The organism is Rhodococcus sp. IEGM 1341 (assembly GCF_030056895.1).
In the GTDB taxonomy this organism is placed as follows: domain Bacteria; phylum Actinomycetota; class Actinomycetes; order Mycobacteriales; family Mycobacteriaceae; genus Rhodococcoides.
The window spans coordinates 301,926-326,409 of sequence record NZ_JASHKV010000003.1 but is presented as its reverse complement, the minus strand read 5'-3'; the positions used below and the strand labels follow the sequence as shown (position 1 = coordinate 326,409).

At 65.7% G+C, this 24,484-nt stretch carries 32 protein-coding genes; 9 read left to right on the top strand and 23 right to left on the bottom strand.

Going from position 1 to position 24,484, the window contains the following annotated elements; translation table 11 throughout:
• Positions 1-70 precede the first annotated feature (70 nt).
• Positions 71-736 (bottom strand): TIGR02234 family membrane protein, encoded by a 666-nt coding sequence (locus QM615_RS10985; RefSeq protein ID WP_269593945.1) that lies wholly within the window; start codon positions 734-736, stop codon positions 71-73.
• Positions 733-2,301, bottom strand: a complete 1,569-nt coding sequence (locus QM615_RS10980) for an anthranilate synthase component I (protein ID WP_269593944.1) — start codon at positions 2,299-2,301, stop codon at positions 733-735. The genes QM615_RS10985 and QM615_RS10980 overlap by 4 nt, the downstream gene beginning before the upstream one ends.
• Before the next feature lie 56 nt (positions 2,302-2,357).
• On the opposite strand from QM615_RS10980, the gene QM615_RS10975 reads away from it, so the two are divergent.
• Together QM615_RS10975 and QM615_RS10970 are read left to right on the top strand one after the other, a co-directional pair.
• On the top strand, positions 2,358-2,819 hold the full coding sequence (locus QM615_RS10975; protein ID WP_269593943.1) for a peroxiredoxin: 462 nt from the start codon (positions 2,358-2,360) through the stop codon (positions 2,817-2,819).
• An 88-nt stretch (positions 2,820-2,907) separates the two neighbouring features.
• Positions 2,908-3,414, top strand: a complete 507-nt coding sequence (locus QM615_RS10970) for a MarR family winged helix-turn-helix transcriptional regulator (RefSeq protein WP_068052632.1) — start codon at positions 2,908-2,910, stop codon at positions 3,412-3,414.
• On the opposite strand, the gene hisI is transcribed toward QM615_RS10970, so the two are convergent.
• From hisI to QM615_RS10910, 12 genes are all read right to left on the bottom strand, one after another.
• Positions 3,405-3,758, bottom strand: coding sequence for a phosphoribosyl-AMP cyclohydrolase (hisI, locus tag QM615_RS10965; RefSeq protein WP_068052616.1), 354 nt, complete (start codon positions 3,756-3,758; stop codon positions 3,405-3,407). The genes QM615_RS10970 and hisI overlap by 10 nt on opposite strands.
• A gap of 15 nt (positions 3,759-3,773) precedes the next feature.
• Positions 3,774-4,547 carry an imidazole glycerol phosphate synthase subunit HisF gene (gene hisF, locus QM615_RS10960; protein WP_068052619.1) on the bottom strand — a complete coding sequence of 258 codons (774 nt, stop codon included), beginning with the start codon at positions 4,545-4,547 and terminating at the stop codon, positions 3,774-3,776.
• Positions 4,544-5,374, bottom strand: a complete 831-nt coding sequence (locus QM615_RS10955) for an inositol monophosphatase family protein (RefSeq protein ID WP_094640092.1) — start codon at positions 5,372-5,374, stop codon at positions 4,544-4,546. The genes hisF and QM615_RS10955 overlap by 4 nt, the downstream gene beginning before the upstream one ends.
• Positions 5,375-5,381: 7 nt before the next feature.
• Entirely contained in the window at positions 5,382-6,116 is a 735-nt protein-coding gene (priA, locus tag QM615_RS10950) for a bifunctional 1-(5-phosphoribosyl)-5-((5-phosphoribosylamino)methylideneamino)imidazole-4-carboxamide isomerase/phosphoribosylanthranilate isomerase PriA (protein WP_008715867.1), read from the bottom strand.
• 56 nt (positions 6,117-6,172) lie between these two features.
• Positions 6,173-6,379 carry a hypothetical protein gene (locus tag QM615_RS10945; RefSeq protein ID WP_094669887.1) on the bottom strand — a complete coding sequence of 69 codons (207 nt, stop codon included), beginning with the start codon at positions 6,377-6,379 and terminating at the stop codon, positions 6,173-6,175.
• Positions 6,376-7,005, bottom strand: a complete 630-nt coding sequence (gene hisH, locus QM615_RS10940) for an imidazole glycerol phosphate synthase subunit HisH (protein WP_094688504.1) — start codon at positions 7,003-7,005, stop codon at positions 6,376-6,378. The genes QM615_RS10945 and hisH overlap by 4 nt, the downstream gene beginning before the upstream one ends.
• A complete protein-coding gene (locus QM615_RS10935) occupies positions 7,002-8,120 on the bottom strand; it encodes an MFS transporter (protein ID WP_149406342.1) in 1,119 nt (372 codons plus the stop codon). The genes hisH and QM615_RS10935 overlap by 4 nt, the downstream gene beginning before the upstream one ends.
• A 61-nt stretch (positions 8,121-8,181) precedes the next feature.
• On the bottom strand, positions 8,182-8,805 hold the full coding sequence (gene hisB, locus QM615_RS10930; protein WP_032394340.1) for an imidazoleglycerol-phosphate dehydratase HisB: 624 nt from the start codon (positions 8,803-8,805) through the stop codon (positions 8,182-8,184).
• Complete coding sequence (locus tag QM615_RS10925) at positions 8,802-9,932, bottom strand: histidinol-phosphate transaminase (RefSeq protein WP_149406094.1); 1,131 nt, start codon at positions 9,930-9,932, stop codon at positions 8,802-8,804. The genes hisB and QM615_RS10925 overlap by 4 nt, the downstream gene beginning before the upstream one ends.
• Positions 9,929-11,281 carry a histidinol dehydrogenase gene (hisD, locus tag QM615_RS10920; RefSeq protein WP_149406095.1) on the bottom strand — a complete coding sequence of 451 codons (1,353 nt, stop codon included), beginning with the start codon at positions 11,279-11,281 and terminating at the stop codon, positions 9,929-9,931. Before hisD ends, QM615_RS10925 begins: the two co-directional genes overlap by 4 nt.
• Before the next feature lie 89 nt (positions 11,282-11,370).
• Positions 11,371-11,889 (bottom strand): DinB family protein, encoded by a 519-nt coding sequence (locus tag QM615_RS10915; protein ID WP_149406096.1) that lies wholly within the window; start codon positions 11,887-11,889, stop codon positions 11,371-11,373.
• A gap of 21 nt (positions 11,890-11,910) precedes the next feature.
• Complete coding sequence (locus QM615_RS10910; protein ID WP_149406097.1) at positions 11,911-12,378, bottom strand: SRPBCC family protein; 468 nt, start codon at positions 12,376-12,378, stop codon at positions 11,911-11,913.
• Between the two features lie 82 nt (positions 12,379-12,460).
• Here QM615_RS10910 and rhtB point away from each other — a divergent pair, with 82 nt between their 5' ends.
• The 3 genes from rhtB to QM615_RS10895 are packed head-to-tail and all read left to right on the top strand — an operon-like array spanning position 12,461 to position 13,661.
• A complete protein-coding gene (gene rhtB / locus QM615_RS10905) occupies positions 12,461-13,087 on the top strand; it encodes a homoserine/homoserine lactone efflux protein (protein ID WP_149406098.1) in 627 nt (208 codons plus the stop codon).
• Positions 13,088-13,098: 11 nt separating this feature from the next.
• Positions 13,099-13,281 (top strand): hypothetical protein, encoded by a 183-nt coding sequence (locus QM615_RS10900; RefSeq protein ID WP_149406099.1) that lies wholly within the window; start codon positions 13,099-13,101, stop codon positions 13,279-13,281.
• The gene (locus tag QM615_RS10895) at positions 13,278-13,661 is read left to right on the top strand and encodes a YchJ family protein (RefSeq protein WP_149406100.1); all 384 of its coding nucleotides are present in this window, start codon (positions 13,278-13,280) and stop codon (positions 13,659-13,661) included. Before QM615_RS10900 ends, QM615_RS10895 begins: the two co-directional genes overlap by 4 nt.
• Here QM615_RS10895 and QM615_RS10890 read toward each other — a convergent pair.
• Complete coding sequence (locus QM615_RS10890) at positions 13,658-14,074, bottom strand: DUF5997 family protein (RefSeq protein WP_149406101.1); 417 nt, start codon at positions 14,072-14,074, stop codon at positions 13,658-13,660. The two genes, QM615_RS10895 and QM615_RS10890, sit on opposite strands and share 4 nt — an antisense overlap.
• A 78-nt stretch (positions 14,075-14,152) precedes the next feature.
• Here QM615_RS10890 and QM615_RS10885 point away from each other — a divergent pair, with 78 nt between their 5' ends.
• On the top strand, positions 14,153-15,136 hold the full coding sequence (locus tag QM615_RS10885) for a LysR family transcriptional regulator (RefSeq protein ID WP_149406102.1): 984 nt from the start codon (positions 14,153-14,155) through the stop codon (positions 15,134-15,136).
• 80 nt (positions 15,137-15,216) lie between these two features.
• A complete protein-coding gene (locus QM615_RS10880; RefSeq protein ID WP_149406103.1) occupies positions 15,217-16,932 on the top strand; it encodes an HNH endonuclease signature motif containing protein in 1,716 nt (571 codons plus the stop codon).
• 53 nt (positions 16,933-16,985) lie between these two features.
• Here the strand turns inward: QM615_RS10880 and QM615_RS10875 are convergent, their stop codons facing one another.
• From QM615_RS10875 to nadA, 5 genes are all read right to left on the bottom strand, one after another.
• A complete protein-coding gene (locus QM615_RS10875; RefSeq protein ID WP_149406104.1) occupies positions 16,986-17,168 on the bottom strand; it encodes a hypothetical protein in 183 nt (60 codons plus the stop codon).
• Positions 17,169-17,234: 66 nt separating this feature from the next.
• Positions 17,235-17,609 (bottom strand): RNA-binding S4 domain-containing protein, encoded by a 375-nt coding sequence (locus QM615_RS10870; RefSeq protein WP_149406105.1) that lies wholly within the window; start codon positions 17,607-17,609, stop codon positions 17,235-17,237.
• A 33-nt stretch (positions 17,610-17,642) separates the two neighbouring features.
• Positions 17,643-18,518 (bottom strand): carboxylating nicotinate-nucleotide diphosphorylase, encoded by an 876-nt coding sequence (gene nadC / locus QM615_RS10865; protein ID WP_149406106.1) that lies wholly within the window; start codon positions 18,516-18,518, stop codon positions 17,643-17,645.
• Between the two features lies 1 nt (position 18,519).
• Entirely contained in the window at positions 18,520-20,088 is a 1,569-nt protein-coding gene (locus QM615_RS10860; protein WP_149406107.1) for an L-aspartate oxidase, read from the bottom strand.
• Positions 20,085-21,143: a quinolinate synthase NadA gene (gene nadA, locus QM615_RS10855; RefSeq protein ID WP_262498362.1), complete on the bottom strand. Its 1,059-nt coding sequence runs from the start codon at positions 21,141-21,143 to the stop codon at positions 20,085-20,087. Before nadA ends, QM615_RS10860 begins: the two co-directional genes overlap by 4 nt.
• A gap of 67 nt (positions 21,144-21,210) precedes the next feature.
• Here nadA and QM615_RS10850 point away from each other — a divergent pair, with 67 nt between their 5' ends.
• A complete protein-coding gene (locus QM615_RS10850) occupies positions 21,211-21,921 on the top strand; it encodes an NUDIX hydrolase (protein WP_176460262.1) in 711 nt (236 codons plus the stop codon).
• A 10-nt stretch (positions 21,922-21,931) separates the two neighbouring features.
• Here QM615_RS10850 and QM615_RS10845 read toward each other — a convergent pair whose 3' ends face one another.
• From QM615_RS10845 to bioB, 3 genes are read right to left on the bottom strand one after another with little or no spacing between them, the layout of a single operon-like run.
• The gene (locus tag QM615_RS10845) at positions 21,932-22,522 is read right to left on the bottom strand and encodes a DUF2567 domain-containing protein (protein ID WP_262498363.1); all 591 of its coding nucleotides are present in this window, start codon (positions 22,520-22,522) and stop codon (positions 21,932-21,934) included.
• Positions 22,523-22,528: 6 nt separating this feature from the next.
• Positions 22,529-22,753: a biotin synthase auxiliary protein BsaP gene (gene bsaP, locus QM615_RS10840; protein WP_149406109.1), complete on the bottom strand. Its 225-nt coding sequence runs from the start codon at positions 22,751-22,753 to the stop codon at positions 22,529-22,531.
• 22 nt (positions 22,754-22,775) lie between these two features.
• Entirely contained in the window at positions 22,776-23,768 is a 993-nt protein-coding gene (bioB, locus tag QM615_RS10835; protein WP_068052684.1) for a biotin synthase BioB, read from the bottom strand.
• A gap of 125 nt (positions 23,769-23,893) precedes the next feature.
• On the opposite strand from bioB, the gene QM615_RS10830 reads away from it, so the two are divergent.
• Entirely contained in the window at positions 23,894-24,481 is a 588-nt protein-coding gene (locus QM615_RS10830) for a TetR/AcrR family transcriptional regulator C-terminal domain-containing protein (RefSeq protein ID WP_149406110.1), read from the top strand.
• The last annotated feature ends 3 nt before the right edge of the window (positions 24,482-24,484 follow it).

Below are 24,484 nucleotides of genomic sequence, written 5' to 3'. Positions count from 1 at the left end.
AGTCCTTTCTGAGCGTCGACGTCCGATGTGAGGAATCTCATCGGGGTCGGACCTAGCGTAGAGGTCCGTTTCAATCCGACGAACGCCGGGTACCGGACTCGTCGGTAGGGTCTTCGCCTGCGTCGAGCGCGTCCCACATCATGCGTTCGGTGAGGTCCTCTCCCTCGTCCTCCGCGCCGGCACCGGATGCCGTGGTGCGCGCGCGCCGAGCGACCTCGTCGCGACGCACCGCCGGGGCGTCGTACTTGGACGAGAGTACCTGCGGCGCAAACGTTTTCCGAATCGACACCACAGCAGCAGCGAAGGCGCAGACTGCACCGACGAGGGTGACGATCGCCGGCAGAATCGAGACGTCCGTCATCGAGACCTGGGCGCGTGCAGGAAGCTCAGCCAGCGCCGCGGATTCGGAATTCGAAGCCCCGGCAGTGAGCAGTCGAACTGCCGGAATCGCGGCCGCCACGGCTACAACGGCGATCAACAGGGCCAGCACCCGAGAGGCCCACCCTCGCACGGCGAACGACGCTGCGATCGCTGCCACCAGCACGAGCGCGAGCGGCGTCGTGGCAGCAGCCCAGGTGCTGCCGAGCAGCTCGTCGGTCCGGCTCTCACCGAGGCCGTCGAACGACGTCACCCGAACCCAGGTCATTCTCGACGCGCCCCACAGGCACGCCGCTGCAACGACCAGAAGCGCGACGGGAAGAGCGGCCGACCCGCGGCGACCGGATCGCTCGGTCATCGGCCGCCGACCTCACGGAGCGATTCCGCTGCCGCGACGGCTCCCAGCACCGCCATCGCCTTGTTCCGTGCCTCGTCGTCCTCGTACTCCGCAACCGAGTCGGCCACGACGCCTGCCCCGGCCTGAACGTAGGCGGTGCCGTCCTTGATCAGAGCGGTCCGAATCGAAATGGCCGTGTCGGCGTCCCCCGCGAAATCGAGGTAGCCCACGATGCCGCCGTAGATGCCGCGTCGCGTCGGTTCCAGCTCGTCGATCAGTTCCATCGCGCGCACTTTCGGGGCCCCGGAGAGGGTGCCTGCCGGGAAGCAGGCCTTGACCGCGTCGAGGGCGCGCTTGCCCTCGGACAACCGTCCGGTGACCGTCGACACCAGATGCATGACGTGGCTGTATCGCTCGATGTGGCGGTAGTCGCTCACGCGAACGGTGCCGGGAGCGCAGACGCGTCCGAGATCGTTGCGGCCCAGATCGACGAGCATCAGGTGCTCGGCGTTCTCCTTCTCGTCGGCGAGCAGGTCCTTCTCGAGCAGCACGTCCTCTTCCTCGGACGTGCCGCGCCAACGCGTACCCGCGATCGGATGCGTGGTGGCCAGACCGTCGACCACCGTCACCAACGCCTCGGGGCTCGATCCGACGATGGAGAACGCCGTCTCGTCGTTCTCGCCCGGGACGTGCATCAGATACATGTACGGGCTGGGATTGGAGGCGCGCAGCATTCGGTAGACGTCGAGGGGTGACGCATCGGTGTCCATCTCGAAACGCTGAGAGAGCACAACTTGGAACGCCTCCCCTGCTTCGATCTCCTCGACCAGGCGAGCGACGTCGGCACCGAAGCCCTCGGACGTGCGCTGCCGCCGGAACTGCGGCGTAGGCCTGGACACGGTGGAGACGGTGGAGGCTGCGGGCTTCGACAGGTCCGCACACATGCGATCGAGACGACGCACGGCGTCGTCGTACGCCTCGTCGACGTGCTCGTCGGTGCCGTTCCAGTTCACCGCGTTCGCGATCAGGGTGATCGCACCCTCGTGGTGGTCGACGGCCGCGAGATCGGTGGCGAGCAGCATGACCATCTCCGGGACACCGAGATCGTCCTGCGCGTGCTCGGGCAGTTTTTCGATGCGCCGCACCGAGTCGTATCCGAGGTAACCCACCATGCCGCCGGTCAACGGGGGTAGACCGGGCAGCCGCTCCGAGTGCAACAGCTCCAATGTCCGCGCCAGCACTTCGAGAGGATCACCGCCGCTCGGCACGCCCGCGGGGACGTTGCCGCGCCACGCGGCTTCACCGTCGATGACCGTGAGCGACGCCGGAGCGCCTGCACCGATGAACGACCACCTGGACCACGAGCTGCCGTTCTGCGCGGATTCCAGCAAGAAGGTTCCGGGTCGGTCGGCACCGAGCTTGCGGTATGCAGACAGTGGAGTCTCGGAGTCGGCGAGCACCTTTCGCGTCACGGGCACCACGCGGTGCTCTGCGGCGAGATGCCGGAACACCTCACGTGAGGTGGTCGAGTCCGAGTTCTCGGTATCGGGAGTGGGGCTGGGGTCGGTGGTCGTCTCGCCGTGCATTTCTCCATCCTCCCAGGTGCGGCAGGAAGGTCGGTGCCCGCGGTAACCTGCCGAGCATGAAACCAGGCGAGCTCGTTCCCGATTTTTCCCTGCCGGACCAGACCGGAGAGACCCGAACACTGACCGGATTGCTGGCGAACGGTCCGATCGTGCTGTTCTTCTACCCCGCGGCCTTCACTCCCGGTTGCACCGCCGAGGCGTGCCACTTCCGGGACTTGGCATCGGAGTTCGCCGAAGTCGGAGCAACCCGCGTCGGCATCAGCGCCGATGCCGTCGCCAAGCAGGCCGAGTTCGCCGCCGCCAAGTCCTTCGACTACCCGCTGCTCTCCGACGAGGACGGCAGTGTCGCCACCGCATTCGGCGTCAAGCGCGGTCTGCTGGCAAAGCTCTCCCCGGTCAAACGCGCGACGTTCGTGATCGGCACCGACCGGAAGGTACTCGAGACCTTCTCGAGCGAAGTACGGTTCGAAGCCCATGCGGACAAGGCTCTGGAGTACCTGCGGGCACATCGCAGCTAGAGCACTGTCCGACGCGATGCCTCGGGTGGGGGGAACCTCGAGGCATCATGTGCAGGCGACAACCAACTCGATCGAGAGGTTCCCCGCGATGAACACGTCGGCGACACCGCAACACACGGTGGATCCCCGTTGGCTCACCGAGAGTCAACAGGAGGCCTGGCGATCACTCGTCGCGCTGGTCACTCGGTTGCCGGCAGCGTTGGACGCTCAGCTGCAGCGCGATTCGCAGCTGACCCACTTCGACTACTTCGTCCTCGCGACGGTCAGCGAGAATCCCCAGCGGCGGATCCAACTCCGCGATCTGGCCGAGTACGCGAATGCGTCGCTCTCGCGCCTGTCACACGTGGTGACGAAGCTCGAGAAGGCCGGGTGGGTCGAGCGCGAGAGCATCCCGGGCAGCCGGGGATCCTATGCGGTGCTGACCGACGCAGGTATGGCCAAGGTCGTGGAATCGGCACCCGGGCACGTCGGCACGGTGCAGTCGCTCGTGTTCGAGGGTCTGTCCGACGCGGAGGTCGAGCAGCTCGGGACCCTGAGTTCGACTCTGCTGGCGCAGTTGGACAAGGGAATAGCAGCGGGGACCGGTCACGCCTGAGTGTCGGGTCCCAACAGGACGTCGGCGTCGAAGCAGGTATGTGTGCCGGTGTGGCATGCCGCGCCGACCTGATCGACGACCAGCAGCACGGTGTCACCGTCGCAGTCGAGTCGAACCTCGTGCACGTACTGCGTGTGACCCGACGTCTCACCCTTGACCCAGTACTGCTGCCTGGACCGTGAGTAGTAGGTGCCCTTACGGGTGTCGAGGGTTCGAGCGAGTGCCTCGTCGTCCATCCAGGCAACCATGAGTACCTGACCGGTGGATCTTTCCTGCACGACAGCGCTGAACAGCCCGGCCTCGTTGCGCTTGAGCCGCGCGGACAGCGTCGGGTCGAGTGTCATCGAAAATCCTCTTCGCTATCGAACGACGATGTGCTCGGCGCGCATCGCATCTTTGACCTGGCCGATGGTGAGATCGCCGAAGTGGAAGACACTCGCGGCAAGAACGGCGTCCGCTCCGGCGTGCACTGCCGGCGAGAAGTGCTCGACGCTACCGGCTCCACCGCTGGCGATCACCGGCACGTGCACCGCAGACCGAACGGCGGCGATCATCGGCAGATCGAATCCGGCCTTCGTTCCGTCGGCGTCCATCGAATTGAGCAGGATCTCCCCGACGCCCAGTTCTGCACCGCGTACTGCCCATTCGACGGCGTCGATGCCGGTGCCGCGTTTGCCGCCGTGCGTGGTGACTTCCCAGCCCGACGGGGTGTCCTGCTGCCCCTGAGGGACGGTTCGGGCGTCGACCGAGAGCACGATGCACTGTGAGCCGAACCGTTCGCTGAGCTCGCGCAACAACTCCGGTCGGGCGATCGCAGCGGTATTGACGCTGACCTTGTCCGCCCCGGCTCGCAACAGCCGATCCACATCGGCGACGGTGCGCACTCCCCCGCCGACGGTGAGCGGGATGAAGACCTGCTCGGCGGTGCGGCTGACGACGTCGAGCATCGTGCCCCTGTCCGAGGTCGACGCGGTGACGTCGAGGAAGGTCAGTTCGTCGGCACCCTGCGCGTCGTAGGCGGCCGCGAGCTCCACGGGATCGCCTGCGTCACGGAGGTTTTCGAAGTTGACTCCCTTGACGACCCGTCCGGCGTCGACGTCGAGGCACGGAATCACTCTGACCGCGACGCTCATCGCACCGGTCCTTCCAGATAGTCGACGGGATCACCGAGTTCGGTGATCACCTTCAGCAATTCTTCGTGCACTCCTGGCCCGGCTGCCAGGACCGATGCAGAGTCGACGGTCCAGGGTTCACCCGCGAGGTCGGTCACGATTCCGCCTGCTGCGCGTACCAGCAGCGCACCGGCCGCGTTGTCCCAGGCACGGTGACCGAAGACGACTGCGCCGCCGAGTACTCCGCTGGCCGTGTACGCCAGATCGACTCCGGTGGCACCGTGCATCCGCAGTCGCGAGGAATGCATCGACAACTCTTCGAGAATGCGGAATCGGAACCGGCCCGGCAGCGAACCGCGGCTGGCGACGTTGAACGCACCGAACCCGATCATGGACTCGCGCAACGCTTTCGGCTTCAGCGCCGGGAGGGCGACACCGTTGAGCAGCAGGGGCCCGCCTGCCACAGCGCCGAAACGCTGATCCACCAACGGCAGCCAGGTGAGCCCGAGCACCGGCTCGCCGTCGTCGAGCAACGCCAACAACGTTCCGGCCGAGGGCAATCCCGACGAGTAGTTGAAGGTCCCGTCGATCGGGTCCAGCACCCAGACGAGTCCCGAGTTCAGGTCCGGTCCCCCGAACTCCTCACCGTGAACGGCGATTCCGGTGGCCTCGTACAATTCCGCACCGAGCCGCCGCTCGAGTTCCAGGTCCACCGCCGTGGCGAAGTCGTCGGGGCCCTTCTGCACCGCGCTCGGTGCGCCGACGCCGGCGACGAACCGATCGTGGATGCCGTCGAGCAGACCGCCGGCGATCTCGAGCAGACGAGTCGGGTCCTCGGGAACGGTCATTCCTGCGTTACCGAGACACCGCGGCGAGGGCGTCCGGGAGCGTGAAACGTCCGGCGTACAGCGCCTTTCCGACGATGGATCCCTCCACCCCGCGGTCGACGAGTCCGGCGATCGCCTCCAGGTCTGCAATCGTGGACACGCCACCCGACGCGATGACCGGCTTGTCGGTCTTGGCACACACATCGGCGAGCAGTTCCAGGTTGGGTCCGGTCAACGTGCCGTCCTTGGTGACGTCGGTGACGACGTAGCGCGAGCACCCGTCGCGCTCGAGCCGCTCGAGAACCTCCCAGAGGTCGCCGCCGTCGCTCACCCAACCGCGACCGCGCAACCGCGGCGCTCCGTCGACGATGAGCACGTCCAGACCGACGGCGACACGATCACCGAACTCGCCGATCGCGCGGGAGCACCACTGCGGATCTTCGAGGGCTGCGGTGCCGAGATTGACTCGCGCGCAACCGGTCGCCAGCGCCGCGCGCAGCGACTCGTCGTCACGAATTCCGCCGGACAGCTCCACCTTGACGTCGAGCTCGCCGACGACCGACGCCAGCAGCTCGCGGTTGGATCCGCGGCCGAACGCAGCGTCGAGATCGACGAGGTGGACCCACTCGGCACCGTCGTTCTGCCACGCGAGTGCGGCGTCGCGAGGCGACCCGTACTTCGTTTCGCTTCCTGCTTCTCCTTGAACGAGACGGACAGCTTCGCCGCCTGCGACATCGACAGCAGGCAATAAGACCAGGCTCACGTGCGGTTATGCTACGGGCCGAGCGTGTGTGAACTCAAAACGGGTCGACTGTGGTGCTACCGGAGTTCCTTGCGCGTCATGCGGGTGGACACCACGCCCATGGCCGCGATCGCGCCGACCACACCGGCCAACGCGATGACCAGACCCACCCCGGCGCTCGGCTGCAGCACCGCGATCAGTGCCGTCGCGAGGGCGAGCACGATCACGGCTGCACCGAGTGCTCGAAAGGCCAAGCGCCCGAGTGAGAACTCGCGCTCGCTCACACCGATCGGACCCAGTTCTCCAGCAGCGCGGCCCCGGCGTCACCGGACTTCTCCGGGTGGAACTGAGTGGCCGAGAGCGCACCGTTCTCCACTGCAGCGAGAAACCGGCCGCCGTGATCGGCCCAGGTGAGCAACGGGGCAGCGATGGTGTCGCTGAGTTCGAGCTCCCACTGCTGCGCGGCGTAGGAATGGACGAAGTAGAACCGGGTCTCGGGATCGATGCCGTCGAACAGCACGCTCTTCTCGGGTGCCTCGACGGTGTTCCATCCCATGTGGGGCAGCACCTCGGCCTGCAAACGCTCCACCGTTCCCGGCCACTCCCCGCAACCGTTCGCCTCTACACCGAACTCGACGCCGCGGTCGAACAGGATCTGCATTCCGACGCAGATGCCGAGCACGGGACGTCCGCCGGCCAGGCGACGGCCGATGATGCGGTCGCCCTTCACCGCCAACAGACCTTCCATGCAGGCGGCGAACGCACCGACACCGGGAACGACCAACGCTTCTGCGTTCAGAGCCTCGTCGAAGTCCGAGGTCACGGTCACATCGGCACCGACCCGGGCGAGAGCCCTCTTCGCCGAATGCAGATTGCCCGAGCCGTAATCGAGCAACACCACAGAAGTCATGTGGGAAGTCTATCGGGGCGTGGTCTCGCGATGAGCGCCACCGCCGCGACGACGACCACCGTGGCAGCGGCGGCTGTGAATCCAGCGGTGTACCCCACACTTGTCGCCAGGACGCCGAGGGCGAGGGCGCCCGCCCCGGTACCCGCGTCGAAGCTGATGTTCCAGACGGCGCTCGCGCTGCTGAATCGCGCGGGGCCGGCTGCGTCGAACGCCATCACGAGACTGTCGTTCTGGCATGCGCCGTATCCGATTCCGAACAGGACGGCTGCGACGAAGAACAGCGCCGCGGGCATGTTGCCGAGCGCGGCAATTGCGAAGAGTGCGATCCCGATCGCCGCGGACACCAGCGCCGGAAACACGGAGCGTCCGATTCCGATTCGATCCGCCACCGAGCCTGCGACGTATCGCCCGACGAGCATCGCGGCGCTGACAACGGCCAGTGCGAGTCCGATCATCGCGGCTCGGTTCGATTCGGCGATCGGCAACAGACTGGTGATTCCCCCGTATGCCGCGGACACCGAGGCCACGACGAGACACGGCACCAGGAATTGACGTACGTCGAGGCGAACCCGCTCGATCCTCGGCGGCTGCGGTGCGGGCCGGGTCGGCGGCAACAGCGCCACTCCGATCAGGCCGGCTGCGGGCACCAGAGCACCGAGGACGAACACGGCCGTCGGACTCGCCGCGAAGATCACCAGACCCAGTGGCAGCGTGACCATCTGAGCCAAGGCGACGGCGATCCCCTGCGCGCCCGTCGCCCGGCCGAGCAGCGCTGTCGGAGCGAGTTCGGCGACTATGGCGGCACCGGCGACCGTCAACAATCCGAAACCGGTGCCCCGCAGGGCGGACACCGCCAGCGCCGGTACGGCCTCGACCGAGACGATGAACAGCAGTGCAGGCAGCCCGAGGAGCAGACACCCGGCGGCCAGAACCGCGCGGTGGCCGACTCGCATCAGCATGCGCGGCACGAAAAGCTGAGTGATCACCGTCGTGGCCATGAAGATCGCGGTGCTGGCAGCGGCCACCGCGTCCGATGCCCCCGACTGGGACACAGCGAGGGGAACCACCGGGAGCAGCAACCCCCAGCCGCCGAAGGAAGCCGCGCCCATGGCCATCGCGGCCGGAAGACCGCGGATGGAGCTCAGGCCACTCAACGCACGAGCGCCGATCGACCGATCACAGACTTCCCTTGGTGGACAGCACGCCGGTCACGCGAGGGTCGTACTCGGTTGCCTGACGCAGTGCACGAGCCACGGCCTTGAACTCGGCTTCGGTGATGTGGTGCTGATCACGGCCGTAGATCACCCGAACGTGCAGTGCGATCCGAGCGTTCGAGGCCAGCGTCTCGAACACGTGCTTGTTGATCACCGTGGAATACGGAACGCCTGGATAGCCGCCGATGACGGAGTGCACCATGTAGTCGGGCTCACCGGTGTGTACGCAGTACGGACGACCGGACACGTCGACGGCCGCGTGCACGAGCGTCTCGTCCATCGGAATGAACGAGTCGCCGAACCGGGTGATGCCCGCCTTGTCGCCGAGGGCCTGACCGAGCGCCTGGCCGAGGACGATCGCGGTGTCCTCGACGGTGTGGTGCGCCTCGATCTCGATGTCGCCCTTCGCGCGCACTGTCAGGTCGAAACGAGCATGGGTGCCGAGCGCGGTGAGCATGTGGTCGTAGAACGGAACGCCGGTGGAGATATCGACAATGCCGGTGCCGTCGAGGTTCAGCTCGACCGAGATGTCGGATTCCTTGGTGGTTCGCTCGATCTTTGCGATGCGGGGAGCGGGTGTTGTCACTTCGGTGCCTCTGCTGTTTCGGTCGATGCGAGTGCTGCGCTGACGGTGAGGAATCGGTCGTTCTCGTGCGCCAGTCCGATGGTGACGCGAAGATACCCGGAAATTCCGACGTCCCGGATCAGCACGCCTTCGTCCAGGTACCGCTGCCAGGTCGCGGCCGCATCGGAGAACCGGCCGAAGAGCAGGAAATTGGCGTCGGACGGCACCACGTCGTACCCCTGGTGGCCCAGAGCCGCTGCCACCCGATCTCGTTCGGCGGAAAGTTCGGCCACGCTCCCGAGAGTGTCCGAGGCGTGCCGCAGGGCCGCCCGCGCAGCTGCCTGCGTGACGACCGAGAGGTGATAGGGCAAGCGCACCAACAGCATTGCGTCGACGACGGCCGGGGCAGCCACCAGATATCCCAGCCGACCGCCGGCGAACGCAAACGCCTTGCTCATGGTTCGGCTGACCACGATCTTGCTGGGGTAGCTCTCGATCAACCCGATCGCGCTGGGCGCAGAGGAGAATTCCGCATAGGCCTCGTCGACCACCACGATTCCCGGTGCGGCGTCGAGGATTCGGCGCAGATCCGCCTCGTCGATGCTGTGGCCCGTCGGATTGTTGGGGCTGGTGACGAACACGACGTCGGGCTTTCGTTCCTCGATCGCCTGCACTGCATAGTCGACGTCGAGAGAGAAATCTGCCCGACGCTTCGCCGGAATCCATTCGGTCTGCGTCCCGGAGGAGATGATCGGGTGCATCGAGTACGACGGCACGAAGCCCAGCGCGGTGCGATCCGGTCCCCCGAACGCCTGCAGCAACTGCTGCAGAATTTCGTTGGACCCGTTGGCCGCCCACACGTTGGCGGTGTCGACAGCGAAGCCGGTCTGCTCGGTGAGGTAGCGAGCGAGGTCGGCCCGCAATTCGTCGGCATCGCGATCCGGGTAGCGGTGCAGCTGCCCGGCGGCGAGCCGAACGGAGTCCGCCACATCGTCGATCAACGCCTGCGTCGGCGGGTGCGGATTTTCGTTGGTGTTCAACTGAACCGGCACGGTCAGCTGCGGCGCACCGTACGGCGACTTGCCGATCAGTGCCTCACGCAGCGGGAGGTCGTCCAACGAGACCGCTTGTCCCAGAGCATCGGTCATGATGGATCACCGGTACGCAGCCCTTCGAAACGCAGCCGCACCGCTTCTCCGTGAGCCGGAAGATCCTCGGCATTGGCCAGCGCAATGACATGTGCAGCAACATCTTTGAGTGCAGCTTCGCTGTAGTCCACCACGTGGATGCCGCGCAGGAACGTCTGCACACTCAGGCCGGACGAGTGGCGCGCGCAGCCGGCCGTCGGGAGTACGTGGTTGGAACCGGCGCAGTAGTCACCGAGGCTCACCGGAGACCACGCTCCGACGAACACGGCACCGGCGCTGCGCACCCGGGCTGCGACGTCGGACGCGTCCTTCGTCTGGATCTCGAGGTGCTCGGCCGCGTAGGCGTTGACCACGGCCAAGCCCTGCGTGACGTCGTCGACCAACACGATGCCGGACTGGCTGCCGTTCAGTGCGGTGGCCACGCGTTCTGCATGCCGGGTGGACGCCATCTGTGCGTTGACGGCCTCGTCCACGGCATCGGCCAGTTCGATACTGTCGGTGACCAACACGCTGGCCGCCATGACGTCGTGTTCGGCCTGGCTGATGAGGTCCGCTGCCACGTGAATAGGGTCCGCGGTGGCGTCGGCGAGAATCGCGATCTCGGTCGGTCCTGCCTCGGAGTCGATTCCGATGAGCGAGCGACACAGCCGCTTGGCCGCCGTGACGTAGATGTTGCCCGGACCGGTGATCAGATCGACCGGTGCCAACTCGCCGCCGTCGGTGTCGACTCCTCCGTAGGTGAGCAGCGCGACACCCTGGCCACCGCCGACCGCCCAGACCTCGTCGACGCCGAGCAGCTGCGCCGCAGCCAAGATCGTCGGGTGCGGCAGTCCGCCGAAGTTCTTCTGCGGCGGAGACGCCACCACCAGAGATCCGACGCCTGCGATCTGCGCGGGCACCACGTTCATCACGACCGACGACGGGTACACAGCGTTGCCGCCGGGCACGTACAGGCCGACGCGATCGACGGGGATCCAGCGTTCGGTCACGGTGCCGCCGGGTACCACCTGGGTGGTGTGGTCGGTTCTGCGCTGATCCGAGTGCACCAGGCGGGTCCGTTCGATGGCGACCTCAAGGGCAGCGCGAACATCGGAGTCGAGCTCTGCGAGGGCCTTGACCAGTTCTTCCTGCGGGACGCGAACGCGGTCCGGTCGGACTCCGTCGAACTTCTCGCTGAACTCAAGGGCCGCGTCGGTACCGCGCTCCTTGACCGCGTCGACGACAGGGCGAACCTGATGCAGCACCGAATCGACATCCACTCCGCCTCGGGGAAGTGCGCCGCGTAGTTCGGCAGTGGATGGAGTTCGTCCGCGTAGATCGACGCGGGCGAGCTCGATGCGGGCAGGCATAGTGGGCCCCTTCGTGAAGTCGGTTCGGTGCCGGGGTTCGGTCGTAACAGTGTGGTTCGAACACCCAGGATAGTTCCACCGAATTCCGCTCAGCCCCGCACGTCCCACAGATGATGGATGGGGTCGTGAATGTAGTAGGCGGCCAGTGATTCGACCGAGAAGTTCGATCCGTCGCTGCGCCGGCCGGTCCGATGCCGACTCTCGGGCAGAACGGCGGCGAAATCGTCGGCGAGGGCGCGCGCGGCGTCACCGAGTTCCGACGCCACTGTCGCGGGATCCTGGGAATTGTAGTCGTCCGCCAGCGCAGTGGCGTCCTGGTCCCAGTTCGCGAACTCGGGATCGTCCTCGGTCAGCACCAGCGCCAGCCGGGTACGGAAGACGCGGTGCGCGTCACGTACGTGCGCGGCGTACTCGAGGTCGGACCACGTCGAGTCGTCGGGTCGCAGTGCAACGTCTTTGCGCCGCAGAACCGCTTCCCAACGCTCGACGTCGGCGCGAATCAGGTCCGGGATGTCGTCGTATACGACGGCACTGGAGTCGAACCCGCAATCCGGGCACGCTCGTTCGAGTACCCAGGTCCAGTTCTTGGTGTCGGGATCGATCGGCATGCCGGTCAGAATAGATGCAGGTCAGGCGTAGCGGGCAGCCAGGTTGTGCAGCGTGCTCTTGATGCCCTGGGCGTTCTTCTGCGGCATCTTGAACAGTTCCAGCATCTTCGGGGACTTCGCCGTTCCGTACTTGAAGCTCTCGGTGACCGTCGTCAGTCCCGGCTGCTTCTCCTCGAACTCCCAGCGCCAGCTGTGCCCCAGCGGATGCTGCCACTCGACGACCTTGTGCTTGTCCGCGTCGACGAACTCGGTGACGGTGCTGGTGATCTTGTACGGCACGCCGTACTGCTTCATGCCGACCGAGAATGTGGCACCGCTACTGAGACGATCGGGACCTTTGACGGTGTCCTTGACGGTTCCGGACCCGTCGAGTTCGCCATGGCGGCGCGGATCGGCCACGATCGCGAACAATTCGGCCGCAGGCGCTCGAACCTCGGTCTGCTTGGAAACTTGCTGCGGTCCTGTGTCGATGGATCTGATGTCTGCCATTCGGGAGGTCTACCCCGTCGCGCTGCGTTCGACACCCGCGGCCGGGCGGAATCGGAGTTGACGGGCGTAGTTCAATGAACGCATGTCCTGGTCAGTGTGGCTCGCATTCCTCGGCGCGAGCATCGTCATCAGTCTCTCCCCCGGTGCCGGTGCCATCGCGTCGATGTCCACCGGGCTTCGCTACGGCCTACGCCGCGGATACTGGAACATCTTCGGGTTGCAGATCGGGTTGCTCCTGCAGATCGGCATCGTCGCCGTCGGGCTCGGAGCTGTTCTGGCGAACTCCGCGCTGGCCTTCACCGCCATCAAATGGTTCGGTGTCGCCTACCTGGTCTATCTGGGCGTTCGCCAGTGGCGTGCGGCACCCACCGATGTCGCCGACGCTCCCGCAGTGGCCGATCGAGGAACGACGATGCTCGCCCGAGGATTCCTTGTCAACGCGAGCAACCCGAAGGCGGTCGTCTTCATGGTCGCAGTGCTCCCCCAGTTCCTCGACCCGGCTCGGCCCCTACTGGCCCAGTACCTGGCGATCGCGGCCACGATGGTGGCAGTCGACATGCTGGTGATGACCGGATACACATCCCTGGCATCTCGGGTGCTGCGGCTGATGAAGTCGCAGCGCCAGCAGAAAGCGATGAATCGCACGTTCGCCGGGATGTTCTTCGCCGCTGCGACGTTTCTCGCGACCGTCCGGCGCGTGACTCCGTGAGGAAATACCGCGTGATCATGAAGAACGCACTCGGCGGCGACCCGATCCCACTGGGACTGTTCGACACACTCCTCGAGGCCAACACGTGGATCCAGGACGTCGGCAAGCGAGACGAGCACGAACTGGGCACTTACACAGTAGGAGTGGAGCCTGCGGAACGACCAGGTGATCCCGAAGTGGAAGCAGCGGAGTGAGTCGGCGGTGTCCGTGTTCGAGCGGTGACACGTTCGACGCATGCTGCGAGCCGTATCTGCTCGGAGTAGCGAACGCACCGACGGCGGAGACACTGATGCGTTCGCGATTCACCGCGTTCGCCGTCGCAGACGTGGACTACCTCCGCAGATCGTGGCATTCCGACACCGCACCGTCCGAGCTGGAATTGGACCCCGATCAGCGGTGGTATCGACTCGACATTCTGGCAACCGACGCCGGTGGATTGTTCGACGACGCAGGAACCGTCGAATTCCGAGCTCGGTACAAGCATCCCGATGGGGCGGGCTCGATGACCGAGGTGAGCCGCTTCGTCCGAGTGGACGGCCGCTGGCGTTACCTCGACGGGGTGGTCTCCCGCTAGAGGTTGCGGAGCTTTGTCGGCCGATTACCGGCGGTACGACGTGCTTCTTGCTTCTCCTTGATGCGTTCGGCATCCTTGCGCACCTGAATCTGGGTGCGCCGCTCCCGGACGAGCCACTGCGGCGGGCTGGCGACGAGCTCGTCGATGGCATCACTGGTCAACGCTTCGGTGACACCGCCGCGGGCCAGTCCTGCGATGGACACGCCGAGCTTCTTCGCGATGACGTCGCGCGGGAAGGGTCCGTTGGTCTGCAAGTCGGTCAACCACTGAGGCGGATCGCTGCGCAACGCGTCCAGTTCGGACCTGCTGACCATCGAATTCTGGAATTCTTCGGGTGCTGCGGGAAGATAGATGCCGAGCTTGTTCGCCGCGGTCAATGGCTTCATGGTCTGCTGCTTGTTCTCCGGGCTCACCGGAACAGCTTATCCGGCCATGAGCGCTCTCGACGCCACGGTCGCTCGCGGCCCGCGTCGTCCCATAGGGTCGACACCGTGAACATCGATGTGCAGACACTGCGCTGGTATGCGGCCGTGGCGCAGCAACTGCATTTCGCGCGCGCTGCTCAGTCGCTGGGAATTTCTCGAATCCGATTGAGCAAGACGGTCGTGGAACTGGAGGAGCAGCTCGGCGTCGACCTGTTCGTACCGGGTGCCTCGCCCACCGAGCTCACCGCGGACGGCCGCGATCTACTGGAGCGGGCGCTGGCGGCGATAGCCGAGGACGACCGGCTGTCGGAACTCGCGCAGGTTGCTGCAGCCGAGCCGACGACCTTCACCATCGGGTACGCCGAGGGAGTCACGCTCACCAAGTGGACACGCATCTGGGCCGATAGGTTTCCCGATGTCACTCTCTCCGTGGTGGCGACAACCCCGGAGACACAGGTGGCGGCCTTGCACGACGGCACGGTCGATGTGAGCTTCGTTCGTCCGCCGATCGATCGCGAAGGCCTCAACGCAATCGGTCTCTACCAAGAAGTGCAGGTCGTGGTGGTACCGAAGGACCACGCAGTCGCCGCATTCGATTCGGTCACCGCCACCGACCTCGCCGACGAACATCTGCTCGCCGACCCCGCGACGGTGCCCGAATGGGCAGCTGTGGCAACCGAACTCATGACCGGCAATCGCCCGGAACTTCCGCCGATGAACTCCGCCGCGGAGACGTTCGAGTACGTGGCCGCCGGGTTGGGGGTGGCGATCGTGCCGCACTCGGTGGCGCGTTTCAACGCCCGTAAGGACCTCGTCTACCGCCCGGTGACCGACGTCGAGCAGTCGCAGATCGCACTGGCCTGGGTCGCCGAACGCGAGGACGACCGCATCGAGGAATTCATCGGCATCGTCCGCGGCCGCTCGACCCGCAGCTCACGCGGTGCATCGGACGAGGCACCGGTCAAGAAGAAGAAAGCGCACCCCTCCAAACCTGCTCGCCCCGTTGCCAAGACGAAAACGAACGCCCGACGCAGCGGGAAGCGTCGCTGAATCTGCACCCTCGCGCCGGCCCGAATCCTGGACGAACCTGTGTTCGAAAGTTTGTCGGTGGGTCGCGATAGATTCTGTTCATGCTTTCGGGGGACGGCGGATCAGGGGTGGACGACATCGATACGGTGCCGCCTGCCCTTGACGTGTCCGATCCCGAGTTGTCGGTGCTGGTGGAGCGGGTCGAGTTCGCGGTTGCCGAGTTGGCGGGGCAGGCGTCGGTCGCGTGGTCGAACCCGGATCGGCGTGCGGTGATCCAACGCATGGAGATGCTGACACGGTCGCTGACCGCGTACTCGTACACCTGGCTGAACGAGTTGATTTCTCAGCATGGCCTCGACGTGTATCCGGGCTCGGTCCCGTCCTCGGTGGCGTGGATGCTGCGGATCACCCCTCGAGCAGCAGGAGCACGAGTCCGTCTGGCCGCGGAATTGGGTGACCGGACTGCGTTCTCCGGAGAAGTACTGGCCCCGTTGCTGCCGCGGACAGCGCAAGCACTGCGGGCGGGGTTGCTCGATGCCAAGCATGTGCAGATGATCCGCGAATTCTTCCGCCATCTGCCCTCGAGTATCGATCCGCAGACCCGCGATCTCGCCGAACGACAGTTGGTGGAACAGGCAGTGAAATTGCGGCCGGACGATTTCGCGCCGGTGGTGGCGTGCCTGGACGCGATGGTGAACCCGGACGGCGACCACGATGATGACGATGACGATGACGACGGAAACCCGCCGAAGCCACGGAAGCGGAGGGATGCGTTCTTCTACCTCGGCGAGCAAGGGGTCGACGGGATGTCGGAAGGAAAATTCTGCGTCGACCCCGAACTACGCGCCTACCTCGAGGCCCTGTTCTCCAAAGCCGCGAAACCGGGAGTGAACAACCCCGCAGACCCGACATCGATCGTCCACGACGAGACCGAAGGGGACGGCAGTGCCACTGCGCCGCAGCCCGAGTCGACGTCCAATGATGCACGGTTGTGGGACAACACCGGCTGTGACGGTGAGGGCGAATGCGGCGAGGGTGCCGACTGTGGTTGCGGCACTGAGTCAGGTGACACGCCTGACACCGGCGACGACGACAGCGACACTGGTGTCGACGATCCTGCCGCGGACAAGACAGCAACGCGGGACGCGGCCGCCGCACGCGATCCCCGCACCCAGAACGAACGTCGTCACGACGCCCTGAAACTGGCACTCCGGCAGGTAATGGCATCCGGAACCCTCGGCACACACCGAGGCCTGCCCGTCACCGCCATCGTCACCATGAGCCTGAAAGATCTCGAAGCCGGCTGCGGTTACGCGAAGACCGCCACCGGATCACGAGTGTCGATCCGCGACGCGATCCGCATGGCCTCCCATGCCCACCACTACCTGACGATCTTCGACGACGACGGCAGAGCCCTGTACCTGGGTCGATCGAAACGCATCGCCTCCGCAGACCAACGCATCGTGCTCATCGCCCGAGACCGCGGTTGCAGCTTCCCGTCCTGCACCCGCCCCGCAACCTGGTGCCAAGCCCACCACCTCACCGACTGGATCGACGGTGGCACCACCGACATCGACGGGTTGACCTTCGGCTGCGACATGCACCACGCACTCGTCGGCACCGGACCAGGAAAGTGGGCAACCACCAAAACCACAGCAACACATCGCTACCCAGGCCGGACCCTGTGGCATCCACCAGCCGGGATGGACCCAAAGCGCCGCGGGCTGATCAATCACGCACACCACCCCGAAGAAGTCCTCTGTCCACCCGACCAACACGACGACACCGGCGACGAGGAACCACGACAACCCGCCTGACGACCCACACCAGTCTCAGGGCACAGCCCTGCCCGCACCCGCGCTGACGTGCCTCAGCGAACCGGGTGGCGCTTCCGATTGTGAATCAGAACAGCTACCCCGAGTCCCACCGACATCAACAGAAGCGGTGCAGCGATGACGAGGGAAGCGTCGATCGCCACGAACAGAATGAGCAGCAACGCTGCTGCCAGAAAATACACGGCGGCGAAACGTGGAGTCCACAGGACGGAGTCCATTCCACACCTCCTTGCGCGTACGAACTACTTGTCGTTACCGAAGGTAACTGAAAGGAGTCGGGTGCACTAGAGGCCCAGGCCCCGCAGTCGGTCGATCTCACGACGATCGCGCTTGGTGGGCCTGCCTGCCCCTCGATCGCGTCTCGGCACGGAAGCCAGTACTTCCTTCGGGGGCGGCGGCGGACTTCGATCGATCAAGCACTCGGGTACGACCGCTGCGCCGACGCGTTTGCTGATGGCCCGCACCACGACGACGATCTTCTCGAGCCCGTCGGCTCGAAGCCTGATCTCGTCGTCGGGGCCGATGCGATGCCCTGGCTTGGCGGGTGTTCCGTTGACGCGAACGTGCCCGCCGCGGCAGGCAGCAGCAGCGGCAGACCGCGTCTTGAACAACCGGACCGCCCAGATCCAGCTGTCGAGGCGGACACTCTGAACTTCCATCTTCGAACGAATTCCTCACATTGCGAGGCGCGACTACATGTCCAGGCCGAGATCGAGCACTGTCACCGAGTGTGTCAGACCGCCGACAGCAAGAAAGTCGACCCCCGTGCGCGCATAGTCACGTGCCACGTCGACGGTCAGGCCACCCGAGGATTCCAGCTGCGTCTGCGGCGCGAACTTGTCTCGGCGCTGCACGGCCATCTGCGTCTGCCACAGCGCGAAGTTGTCCAGCAGAACGAGTTCCACGTTCTCCGCCAGCACCTGGTCGAGTTGCTCGAGGCTGTCGACCTCGACCTCGCATGCGATGTCGGGAGCCGCAGCCCGCACCGCGTTCAGAGCGGCGACGACCGAACCGGCCGCTGCGACGTGATTGTCCTTGATCAGCGCGGCATCGCCCAGACCCATCCGATGATTGACGCCGCCACCTGCGCGCACTGCGTACTTCTGCAGCGAACGCAACCCCGGCAACGTCTTTCGACTGTCCCGGATCTTGCAGTCGGTGTCTGCGACCTCGGCGACCCAGCCGGCCGTCGCGGTGGCGATCCCCGAGAGATGGCAGACGATGTTGAGCATCGTGCGTTCGGCAGTGAGCAAACCCCGAGTCGGGGCCTCGACCGTCAGAACGGCGTGTCCCGGTTCGACCTCGGATCCGTCCTCGATGCGATGCACGACGGAGTATCCGTCAGCTCCGATCACCTCGTCGAGAACCAGGAGGCCGACGTCGATCCCGGCGATCGTGCCGAACTGGCGCGAGACCACCGACGCCGTGGCGACGGCATCCTCGGAAACCGTTGCCAGCGTGGTGATGTCGGGCCCGTACCGCAGGTCCTCGTCGAGCGCGGTCCGAATCAATGCGAGTACCTCGGCGCGATCGACGCCCGGGTTCACCTCGTTCGCGGTGTCGGTCATGTCAGCGTGCTCCCGTCATCACGTCGTCGTTCACGATCGCCAACCGTCCGTCGAGATCTCGTTCGACGAACAGGCTTCGGCGTTGCGCAGGTGCGCTCTCCGGATGATCGCGTCGGGTATGGCACCCTCGGCTCTCACGGCGCTCGGCCGCGGCCAGCACGATCACCTCCGCCGCAGCGGTCAACGCTGCGTCCTCGACGGCGCGCGCATCCACAGGCGGTTCCGATACCACGCCGTGCGCCAGAACGCGTTGCGCTGCAACAAGACCCGTTGCATCTCGTACCACGCCGACCTCGGCGGTCATGGTTCGCTGCAGTACCGCGCGGTCGATACGGGAATACGTGGGCATTGCGACATCGGAAATGCTGCCGTGTCGGCCGACCCGTTCGACGGCCACGTAGGCCGCACGCTCACCGACGACGAGACCCTCGAGCAGACTGTTCGACGCCAACCTGTTGGCACCGTGCAAACCGGTGCGCGCCACCTCACCTGCGGCGAGCAAGCCGGGAACCGAGGTGCGCCCGGATGTATCCGTCGCCACGCCCCCGCAGGAGTAATGCGCTGCAGGTGCCACCGGAATCAGGTCTTTCGCCGAATCGATGCCGGCCTGCAGGCATGAGGCGGTCACGGTCGGGAACCGTTCGTGGACGCGTTCCACCGCGCGGGCATCCAGCAGCACGTGGTCGTCACCGCGCTCGTGCAACAGCTCGGCGATGGCGCGGGACACAACGTCGCGAGGCGCGAGGTCGCCGAGTGGATGCACTCCCGTCATGAAGGCACGGCCGGTGACGTCGACCAGACGAGCTCCCTCGCCCCGCACTGCCTCGCTGATCAACGGGCGACGGCCCGTCGACCCCGCGGCGAACAGCACCGTCGGATGGAACTGCACGAATTCCAGATCCGCGATCCGAGCACCGGCGTCGAGGGCGAGTGCGATGCCGTCGGCCGTCGCGCCGGACGGGTTGGTGCTGCACGAGAAGAGTTGTCCCAGTCCGCCGGTCGCGAGCAGCACCGTCGGGCAATGAACGACGCCGACACCGCGAGGCCCGCGCACGAGCAGACCGACCACCTCGCCGTGGGTGGTCAGTACCCGCAGCGCGGTGGTGTCGAACTGCACCGTGGGCACGGACGCGTCCAACGTGCGCTGCACCTCTGCCCCGGTGGCGTCTCCCCCGGCATGAACGATGCGACGAACGCTGTGGCCACCCTCGCGGGTCCGCGCAACGGTGCCGTCGGCCGCTAGGTCAAACTGAGCGCCCGCAGCTTCGAGCGAGGTGATCGCCGCCCGCCCGCCGGAGACGATGGAACGCACCGCGTCCTCGTCGCACAGGCCGGCACCGGCGACGCAGGTGTCGGCCACATGCGATTCGATAGAATCCTCGAGTTCGGGGCCGACGACCGCGATCCCACCCTGGGCGTACTGCGTCGCGGTGTCGGTGGAACGCCCCTTGCTGACGGTAAGCACCCGCAGGCCGCGAGCTGCCGCCGTGCGAGCCGCGGTGAGTCCGGCAATTCCACCGCCGACCACGACGAGATCGGCCGCGGTTTCCCACGCGACCGATGGATTCACTCGCCGCCGCCAGGGGTGCCGATCTCGATCATCCGCTGCACCGACTTGCTCGCGATGTTCGCGGTCTCGAGGTCGACGTGCACCTCGTCGCGCCCCTCGACGAGGCAGCGCAGCAGAGCAGCAGGGGTGATCATCTTCATGTAGCCGCACGATGCGCGGTCGTTGACGGCGAGGAAGTCGACGTCGGGTGCAGCCATCCGCAGCTGATGCAGCATGCCGATCTCGGTGGCGACCAGAACCTGCTTGGACGCGGTGGTGCGGGCAGCGTCGAGCATGCCGCCGGTGGAGAGGATCTTGACCTTGTCGGCGGGTACGAACCCCTCGCCTGCGAGGTACAGAGCCGATGTGGCGCAGCCGCATTCGGGGTGCACGTACAGCTCGGCATCGGGGTGGGTGCGAGACTTCTCGGCCAACTCGTCGCCGTTGATACCGGCGTGCACATGGCATTCTCCGGCCCAGATGTGCAGGTTCTCGCGCCCGGTCACGCGCTTGACGTGCGCGCCGAGGAACTGATCGGGCAGGAACAGGATGTCGCGGCCCGGATCGATCGACTCGACGACCTCGACGGCGTTCGACGAAGTGCAGCAGATGTCGGTCAGTGCTTTGATCTCGGCGGTGGTGTTGACGTACGAGACGACGACGGCGTCGGGAAAATCGGCCTTCCATTCGCGGAGCTGGTCTGCGGTGATGGAATCGGCCAGTGAGCAGCCGGCGCGCTGGTCCGGGATGAGGATCGTTTTCTGTGGGCTCAGGATCTTTGCCGTCTCGGCCATGAAATGAACTCCGCAGAACACGATCGTGTCCTCGGAGACCTCGGCGGCCATCCGCGAAAGCGCGAGCGAGTCGCCGACATGGTCGGCAACGTCCTGAATCGCAGGCAGCTGGTAGTTGTGCGCGAGCAGCGTCGCGCCGCGCAGATCGGCGAGCCGTCGAACCTCTGCCGCCCACTGGGGAGTTGCCTCCACTCCCCCGTAACCACCTGCTCCGTCGACGATGTCGCGAACTCCGGCGAATGCCGAGTCCAGGATGTTCACCCGGGTAGCGCTGCTGGTCATGACGGTTCTCCTTCACCGATCATCCGGTCGTCGGTGACCGAATTTCCTCCGAGGGAGTTTTCGACCTATGATCGAAAACGTGACCTATCGTAGCACCGTCCACGAAGTACTCATTGCGGTGTTCCAAGTTCGAGCCTTTTCCGACCCCGACGCCCCGGAACTGGCGGTGCTGCTGTGGCAGCGCGCCCTCGACCCCGAGGCCGGCACCTGGTCGCTGCCCGGTGGCACGCTGCGCGACGACGAGAACCTCGCCGCCTCCGCGCGCCGTCAGCTCGCCGAGAAGGTCGACGTGCGCTCGGTGGCGCACCTCGAGCAGCTGTCGGTCTTCAGCGAACCCGAACGCGTACCGGGAGATCGGCGGATCGCGTCGACCTTCCTGGGCCTGGTACCGATCTCGGCCGAGCCGACACTTCCCTCGGACACCGCATGGCACCCGGTTGCGGCACTGCCCGACATGTCGTTCGATCACGGAACCGTCGTCGCGCACGCGAGACATCGACTTGTCGCCAAACTGTCTTACACCAACATCGGATTCGCACTGGCTCCGGTCGATTTCGCGATCTCGTCGCTGCGCGAGATCTACGGTGCCGCACTCGGATACCAGGTCGATGCCACCAATCTGCAGCGGGTGCTGAGCCGGCGCGGTGTCATCGAACCCACCGGACGGCGCGCGCCGTCGGGCAAGGCCGGTGGCAGACCGCCTGCACTGTTCCGCTTTGCCGACAACAGCATTCGAGTCACCGACGAGTTCGCCGCATTGCGGCCGCCCCAGGCGTGAACGGCTGCTGTCAGTCGGCTCGATTCGAGTCGAACGACGGTGGCGGCGGGAAGAACTCGACATCGAGGTCGTCCGGATCGGGATCGGTGTGTTGCAGATTGTCGTTGGGATTCATCGCCGCCAGAAGCATGATCACCAGCGAAGCCATCAGCGCCTGAACGATCAGCACCTGCGGAGTCTCGATACTGGGCGCAACGGTGACGATCGACCCGACCGCCGGATCGGTGACCTTCGGGAACCGAAGAGCAGCAATCCCGTTGCCCACCAGGATTGCAGCGACCGAGCCGACGAGTGCGCCGACGAAGACGGCACCGAACAGCCGTGGACCCCGCTCGGACCTCCACAGCCACCAACCGATCGGGAGAACGAGACCGAGGGCCAAGGAAAGGAACGAGAACATCGCGAGGCCGTCGAAGCTGTGCAGGCTCTCCCCGGTCAGGGCCGCCCCACGATCCTGCGCCACCACGAGCAACTGCTGCGCCGGTGCCAGGAATCCCCACAGCATCCCACCCAGAGCCGACACTGCCACCGAGATTCCGACAACCACCGACAACACCCGAACGGTGCTGCTCCGCGGCGGCACTTCGAGAACGTCCGACATGACCACCTAGCGCCTACCCGTCGCGGCCGAATCGACGAGGCCGTGACGCGAGCACAGCGACGTCCACCCGTCGGGGACTATCTGCACCACCAGGCGGCGACCGCATTCTGCGCAGAACCGCGGCGGCTCCAAACCGAGCCGGACGGCAACCGACAACGAACCCGCACTCACCTCGGCTCCGGCGTCGACAGGCCGACCGGTGTACGGGTCGTAGTGGGTCTCGCTCGTCATTCGACCCACCCTAATACGCCCATCAGATCGTCGAGTTCAGCGCTTTGATCGGCATCTGCAGCTCGCCGAGAAGATCGAGATCCTGCTCTGCCGGGCGGCCGAGTGTCGTCAGGTAGTTGCCGACGATGACGGCATTGATCCCGCCGAGAATTCCCTGCTTGGCACCGAGGTCGCCGAGGGTGATCTCCCGTCCGCCTGCAAATCGCAGAATCGTGCGTGGCAGAGCGAGACGAAACGCGGCGACGGCGCGCAGAGCATCGGATGCCGGCAGCACATCGAGATCTCCGAACGGCGTTCCAGGCCTGGGGTTGAGGAAGTTCAGGGGCACCTCGTCGGGTTCGAGAGCAGTGAGATCGGCGGCGAATTCGGCCCGCTGCGCGAGCGTCTCCCCCATACCGAGAATTCCGCCGCAGCACACCTCCATGCCGGCCTCCCGCACCATGCGCAGGGTATTCCACCGCTCCTCCCAGGTATGGGTGGTCACCACGTTCGGGAAATACGAGCGAGAGGTCTCGAGATTGTGGTTGTACCGATGCACGCCCATCGCCGCGAGCTGATCGACCTGGTCCTGGTCGAGCATGCCGAGCGAGCACGCGATATCGATCTCGACTTCGTTCCGGATGGCTTCGATACCGGCGGCGACCTGCGCGAGCAGCCGAGCGTCGGGGCCGCGCACCGCCGCGACGATGCAGAATTCCGTGGCTCCGGTCTTCGCGGTCTGCTTCGCAGCTTCCACCAGCGACGGAATGTCGAGCCACGCAGCACGAACCGGGGAAGCGAAAAGTCCGGACTGCGAACAGAAGTGACAATCCTCGGGACACCCACCGGTCTTGAGGCTGATGATTCCTTCCACCTCGACCTCGGGCCCGCACCACTTCATCCGCACCTCGTGGGCCAACAGCATCGTCTCCTCGAGACGGTCGTCGCCGAGCTCGAGAACCTCGAGAACCTGAGATCGATCGAGCGCGATGCCGTCGCCGAGCACCTGAGTACGCGCCGTGCGCAAAATGTCCATTCCGGGTCCCCTCGTAGTCGAACGGCATCATCATTGAACACCGTTCAAGTTGAACGGCGTTCACGTTAGGCGCCGGGCTCGGCTACTGTCAAAGCGAAGATGCGTCGAACGACTTGGGGGCAGCAGTGCAACTGAACAGGCAGGACGTCCTGGACGGCGCGATCGCCATTCTCGACGAGTACGGCCTGGCAGACCTGACGATGCGGCGACTCGCTACGTCGCTGCACGTGCAACCCGGCGCGCTGTACTGGCACTTCCCCAACAAACAGACGCTGCTCGGTGCCATCGCCGATCACATACTCTCCGGTGCCGATGCGCCGTCCACCGAAGATTCGTGGGACGCACAGATCGGGCAGATCGCCCACCGACTGCGCGACGCCCTTCTCTCCCGACGCGACGGTGCCGAATTGGTGGCCGCCACCTACGCGTCGAGGCTGACCACCAACCACATTCGCGAACGCATTGCCGCCGTGTGCATTCGAGCGGGACTGCCCCGACGCGACGCGGAACTCACCGCCGACACGTTGCTGTACTACATCCTGGGCCAGACCGTGGACGAGCAGGCGCGCCTACAGATGGACTCCGTCGGAGCCCTCACGCCCGACGCGTCACCGCTGTTCGAAGAACCCGACCCGACGAGCAGATTCGATTTCGGACTGAAGCTCTTCCTCGACGGAGTACGGCATACCGCGGCGGACCGCATCCGCCACTAGTCG

What these genes read in the sequence shown, in the direction of transcription:
- QM615_RS10870 (WP_149406105.1), bottom strand. Translation starts at nt 17,609, where the DNA reads ATGGAAGTTCAGAGTGTCCGCCTCGACAGCTGGATCTGGGCGGTCCGG.
- QM615_RS10850 (WP_176460262.1), top strand. Translation starts at nt 21,211, where the DNA reads ATGATCGAAAACGTGACCTATCGTAGCACCGTCCACGAAGTACTCATT.
- QM615_RS10845 (WP_262498363.1), bottom strand. Translation starts at nt 22,522, where the DNA reads ATGTCGGACGTTCTCGAAGTGCCGCCGCGGAGCAGCACCGTTCGGGTG.
- nadA (WP_262498362.1), bottom strand. Translation starts at nt 21,143, where the DNA reads ATGACCAGCAGCGCTACCCGGGTGAACATCCTGGACTCGGCATTCGCC.
- QM615_RS10970 (WP_068052632.1), top strand. Translation starts at nt 2,908, where the DNA reads ATGAACACGTCGGCGACACCGCAACACACGGTGGATCCCCGTTGGCTC.
- rhtB (WP_149406098.1), top strand. Translation starts at nt 12,461, where the DNA reads ATGTCCTGGTCAGTGTGGCTCGCATTCCTCGGCGCGAGCATCGTCATC.
- QM615_RS10985 (WP_269593945.1), bottom strand. Translation starts at nt 736, where the DNA reads ATGACCGAGCGATCCGGTCGCCGCGGGTCGGCCGCTCTTCCCGTCGCG.
- hisF (WP_068052619.1), bottom strand. Translation starts at nt 4,547, where the DNA reads ATGAGCGTCGCGGTCAGAGTGATTCCGTGCCTCGACGTCGACGCCGGA.
- nadC (WP_149406106.1), bottom strand. Translation starts at nt 18,518, where the DNA reads ATGACCGACACCGCGAACGAGGTGAACCCGGGCGTCGATCGCGCCGAG.
- QM615_RS10910 (WP_149406097.1), bottom strand. Translation starts at nt 12,378, where the DNA reads ATGGCAGACATCAGATCCATCGACACAGGACCGCAGCAAGTTTCCAAG.
- QM615_RS10915 (WP_149406096.1), bottom strand. Translation starts at nt 11,889, where the DNA reads ATGCCGATCGATCCCGACACCAAGAACTGGACCTGGGTACTCGAACGA.
- hisH (WP_094688504.1), bottom strand. Translation starts at nt 7,005, where the DNA reads ATGACTTCTGTGGTGTTGCTCGATTACGGCTCGGGCAATCTGCATTCG.
- hisD (WP_149406095.1), bottom strand. Translation starts at nt 11,281, where the DNA reads ATGCCTGCCCGCATCGAGCTCGCCCGCGTCGATCTACGCGGACGAACT.
- QM615_RS10975 (WP_269593943.1), top strand. Translation starts at nt 2,358, where the DNA reads ATGAAACCAGGCGAGCTCGTTCCCGATTTTTCCCTGCCGGACCAGACC.
- bsaP (WP_149406109.1), bottom strand. Translation starts at nt 22,753, where the DNA reads ATGACGAGCGAGACCCACTACGACCCGTACACCGGTCGGCCTGTCGAC.
- QM615_RS10955 (WP_094640092.1), bottom strand. Translation starts at nt 5,374, where the DNA reads ATGACCGTTCCCGAGGACCCGACTCGTCTGCTCGAGATCGCCGGCGGT.
- QM615_RS10925 (WP_149406094.1), bottom strand. Translation starts at nt 9,932, where the DNA reads ATGACCGATGCTCTGGGACAAGCGGTCTCGTTGGACGACCTCCCGCTG.
- QM615_RS10880 (WP_149406103.1), top strand. Translation starts at nt 15,217, where the DNA reads ATGCTTTCGGGGGACGGCGGATCAGGGGTGGACGACATCGATACGGTG.
- QM615_RS10935 (WP_149406342.1), bottom strand. Translation starts at nt 8,120, where the DNA reads ATGGCCATGGGCGCGGCTTCCTTCGGCGGCTGGGGGTTGCTGCTCCCG.
- hisI (WP_068052616.1), bottom strand. Translation starts at nt 3,758, where the DNA reads ATGACACTCGACCCGACGCTGTCCGCGCGGCTCAAGCGCAACGAGGCC.
- QM615_RS10875 (WP_149406104.1), bottom strand. Translation starts at nt 17,168, where the DNA reads ATGGACTCCGTCCTGTGGACTCCACGTTTCGCCGCCGTGTATTTTCTG.
- bioB (WP_068052684.1), bottom strand. Translation starts at nt 23,768, where the DNA reads ATGGACATTTTGCGCACGGCGCGTACTCAGGTGCTCGGCGACGGCATC.
- QM615_RS10980 (WP_269593944.1), bottom strand. Translation starts at nt 2,301, where the DNA reads ATGCACGGCGAGACGACCACCGACCCCAGCCCCACTCCCGATACCGAG.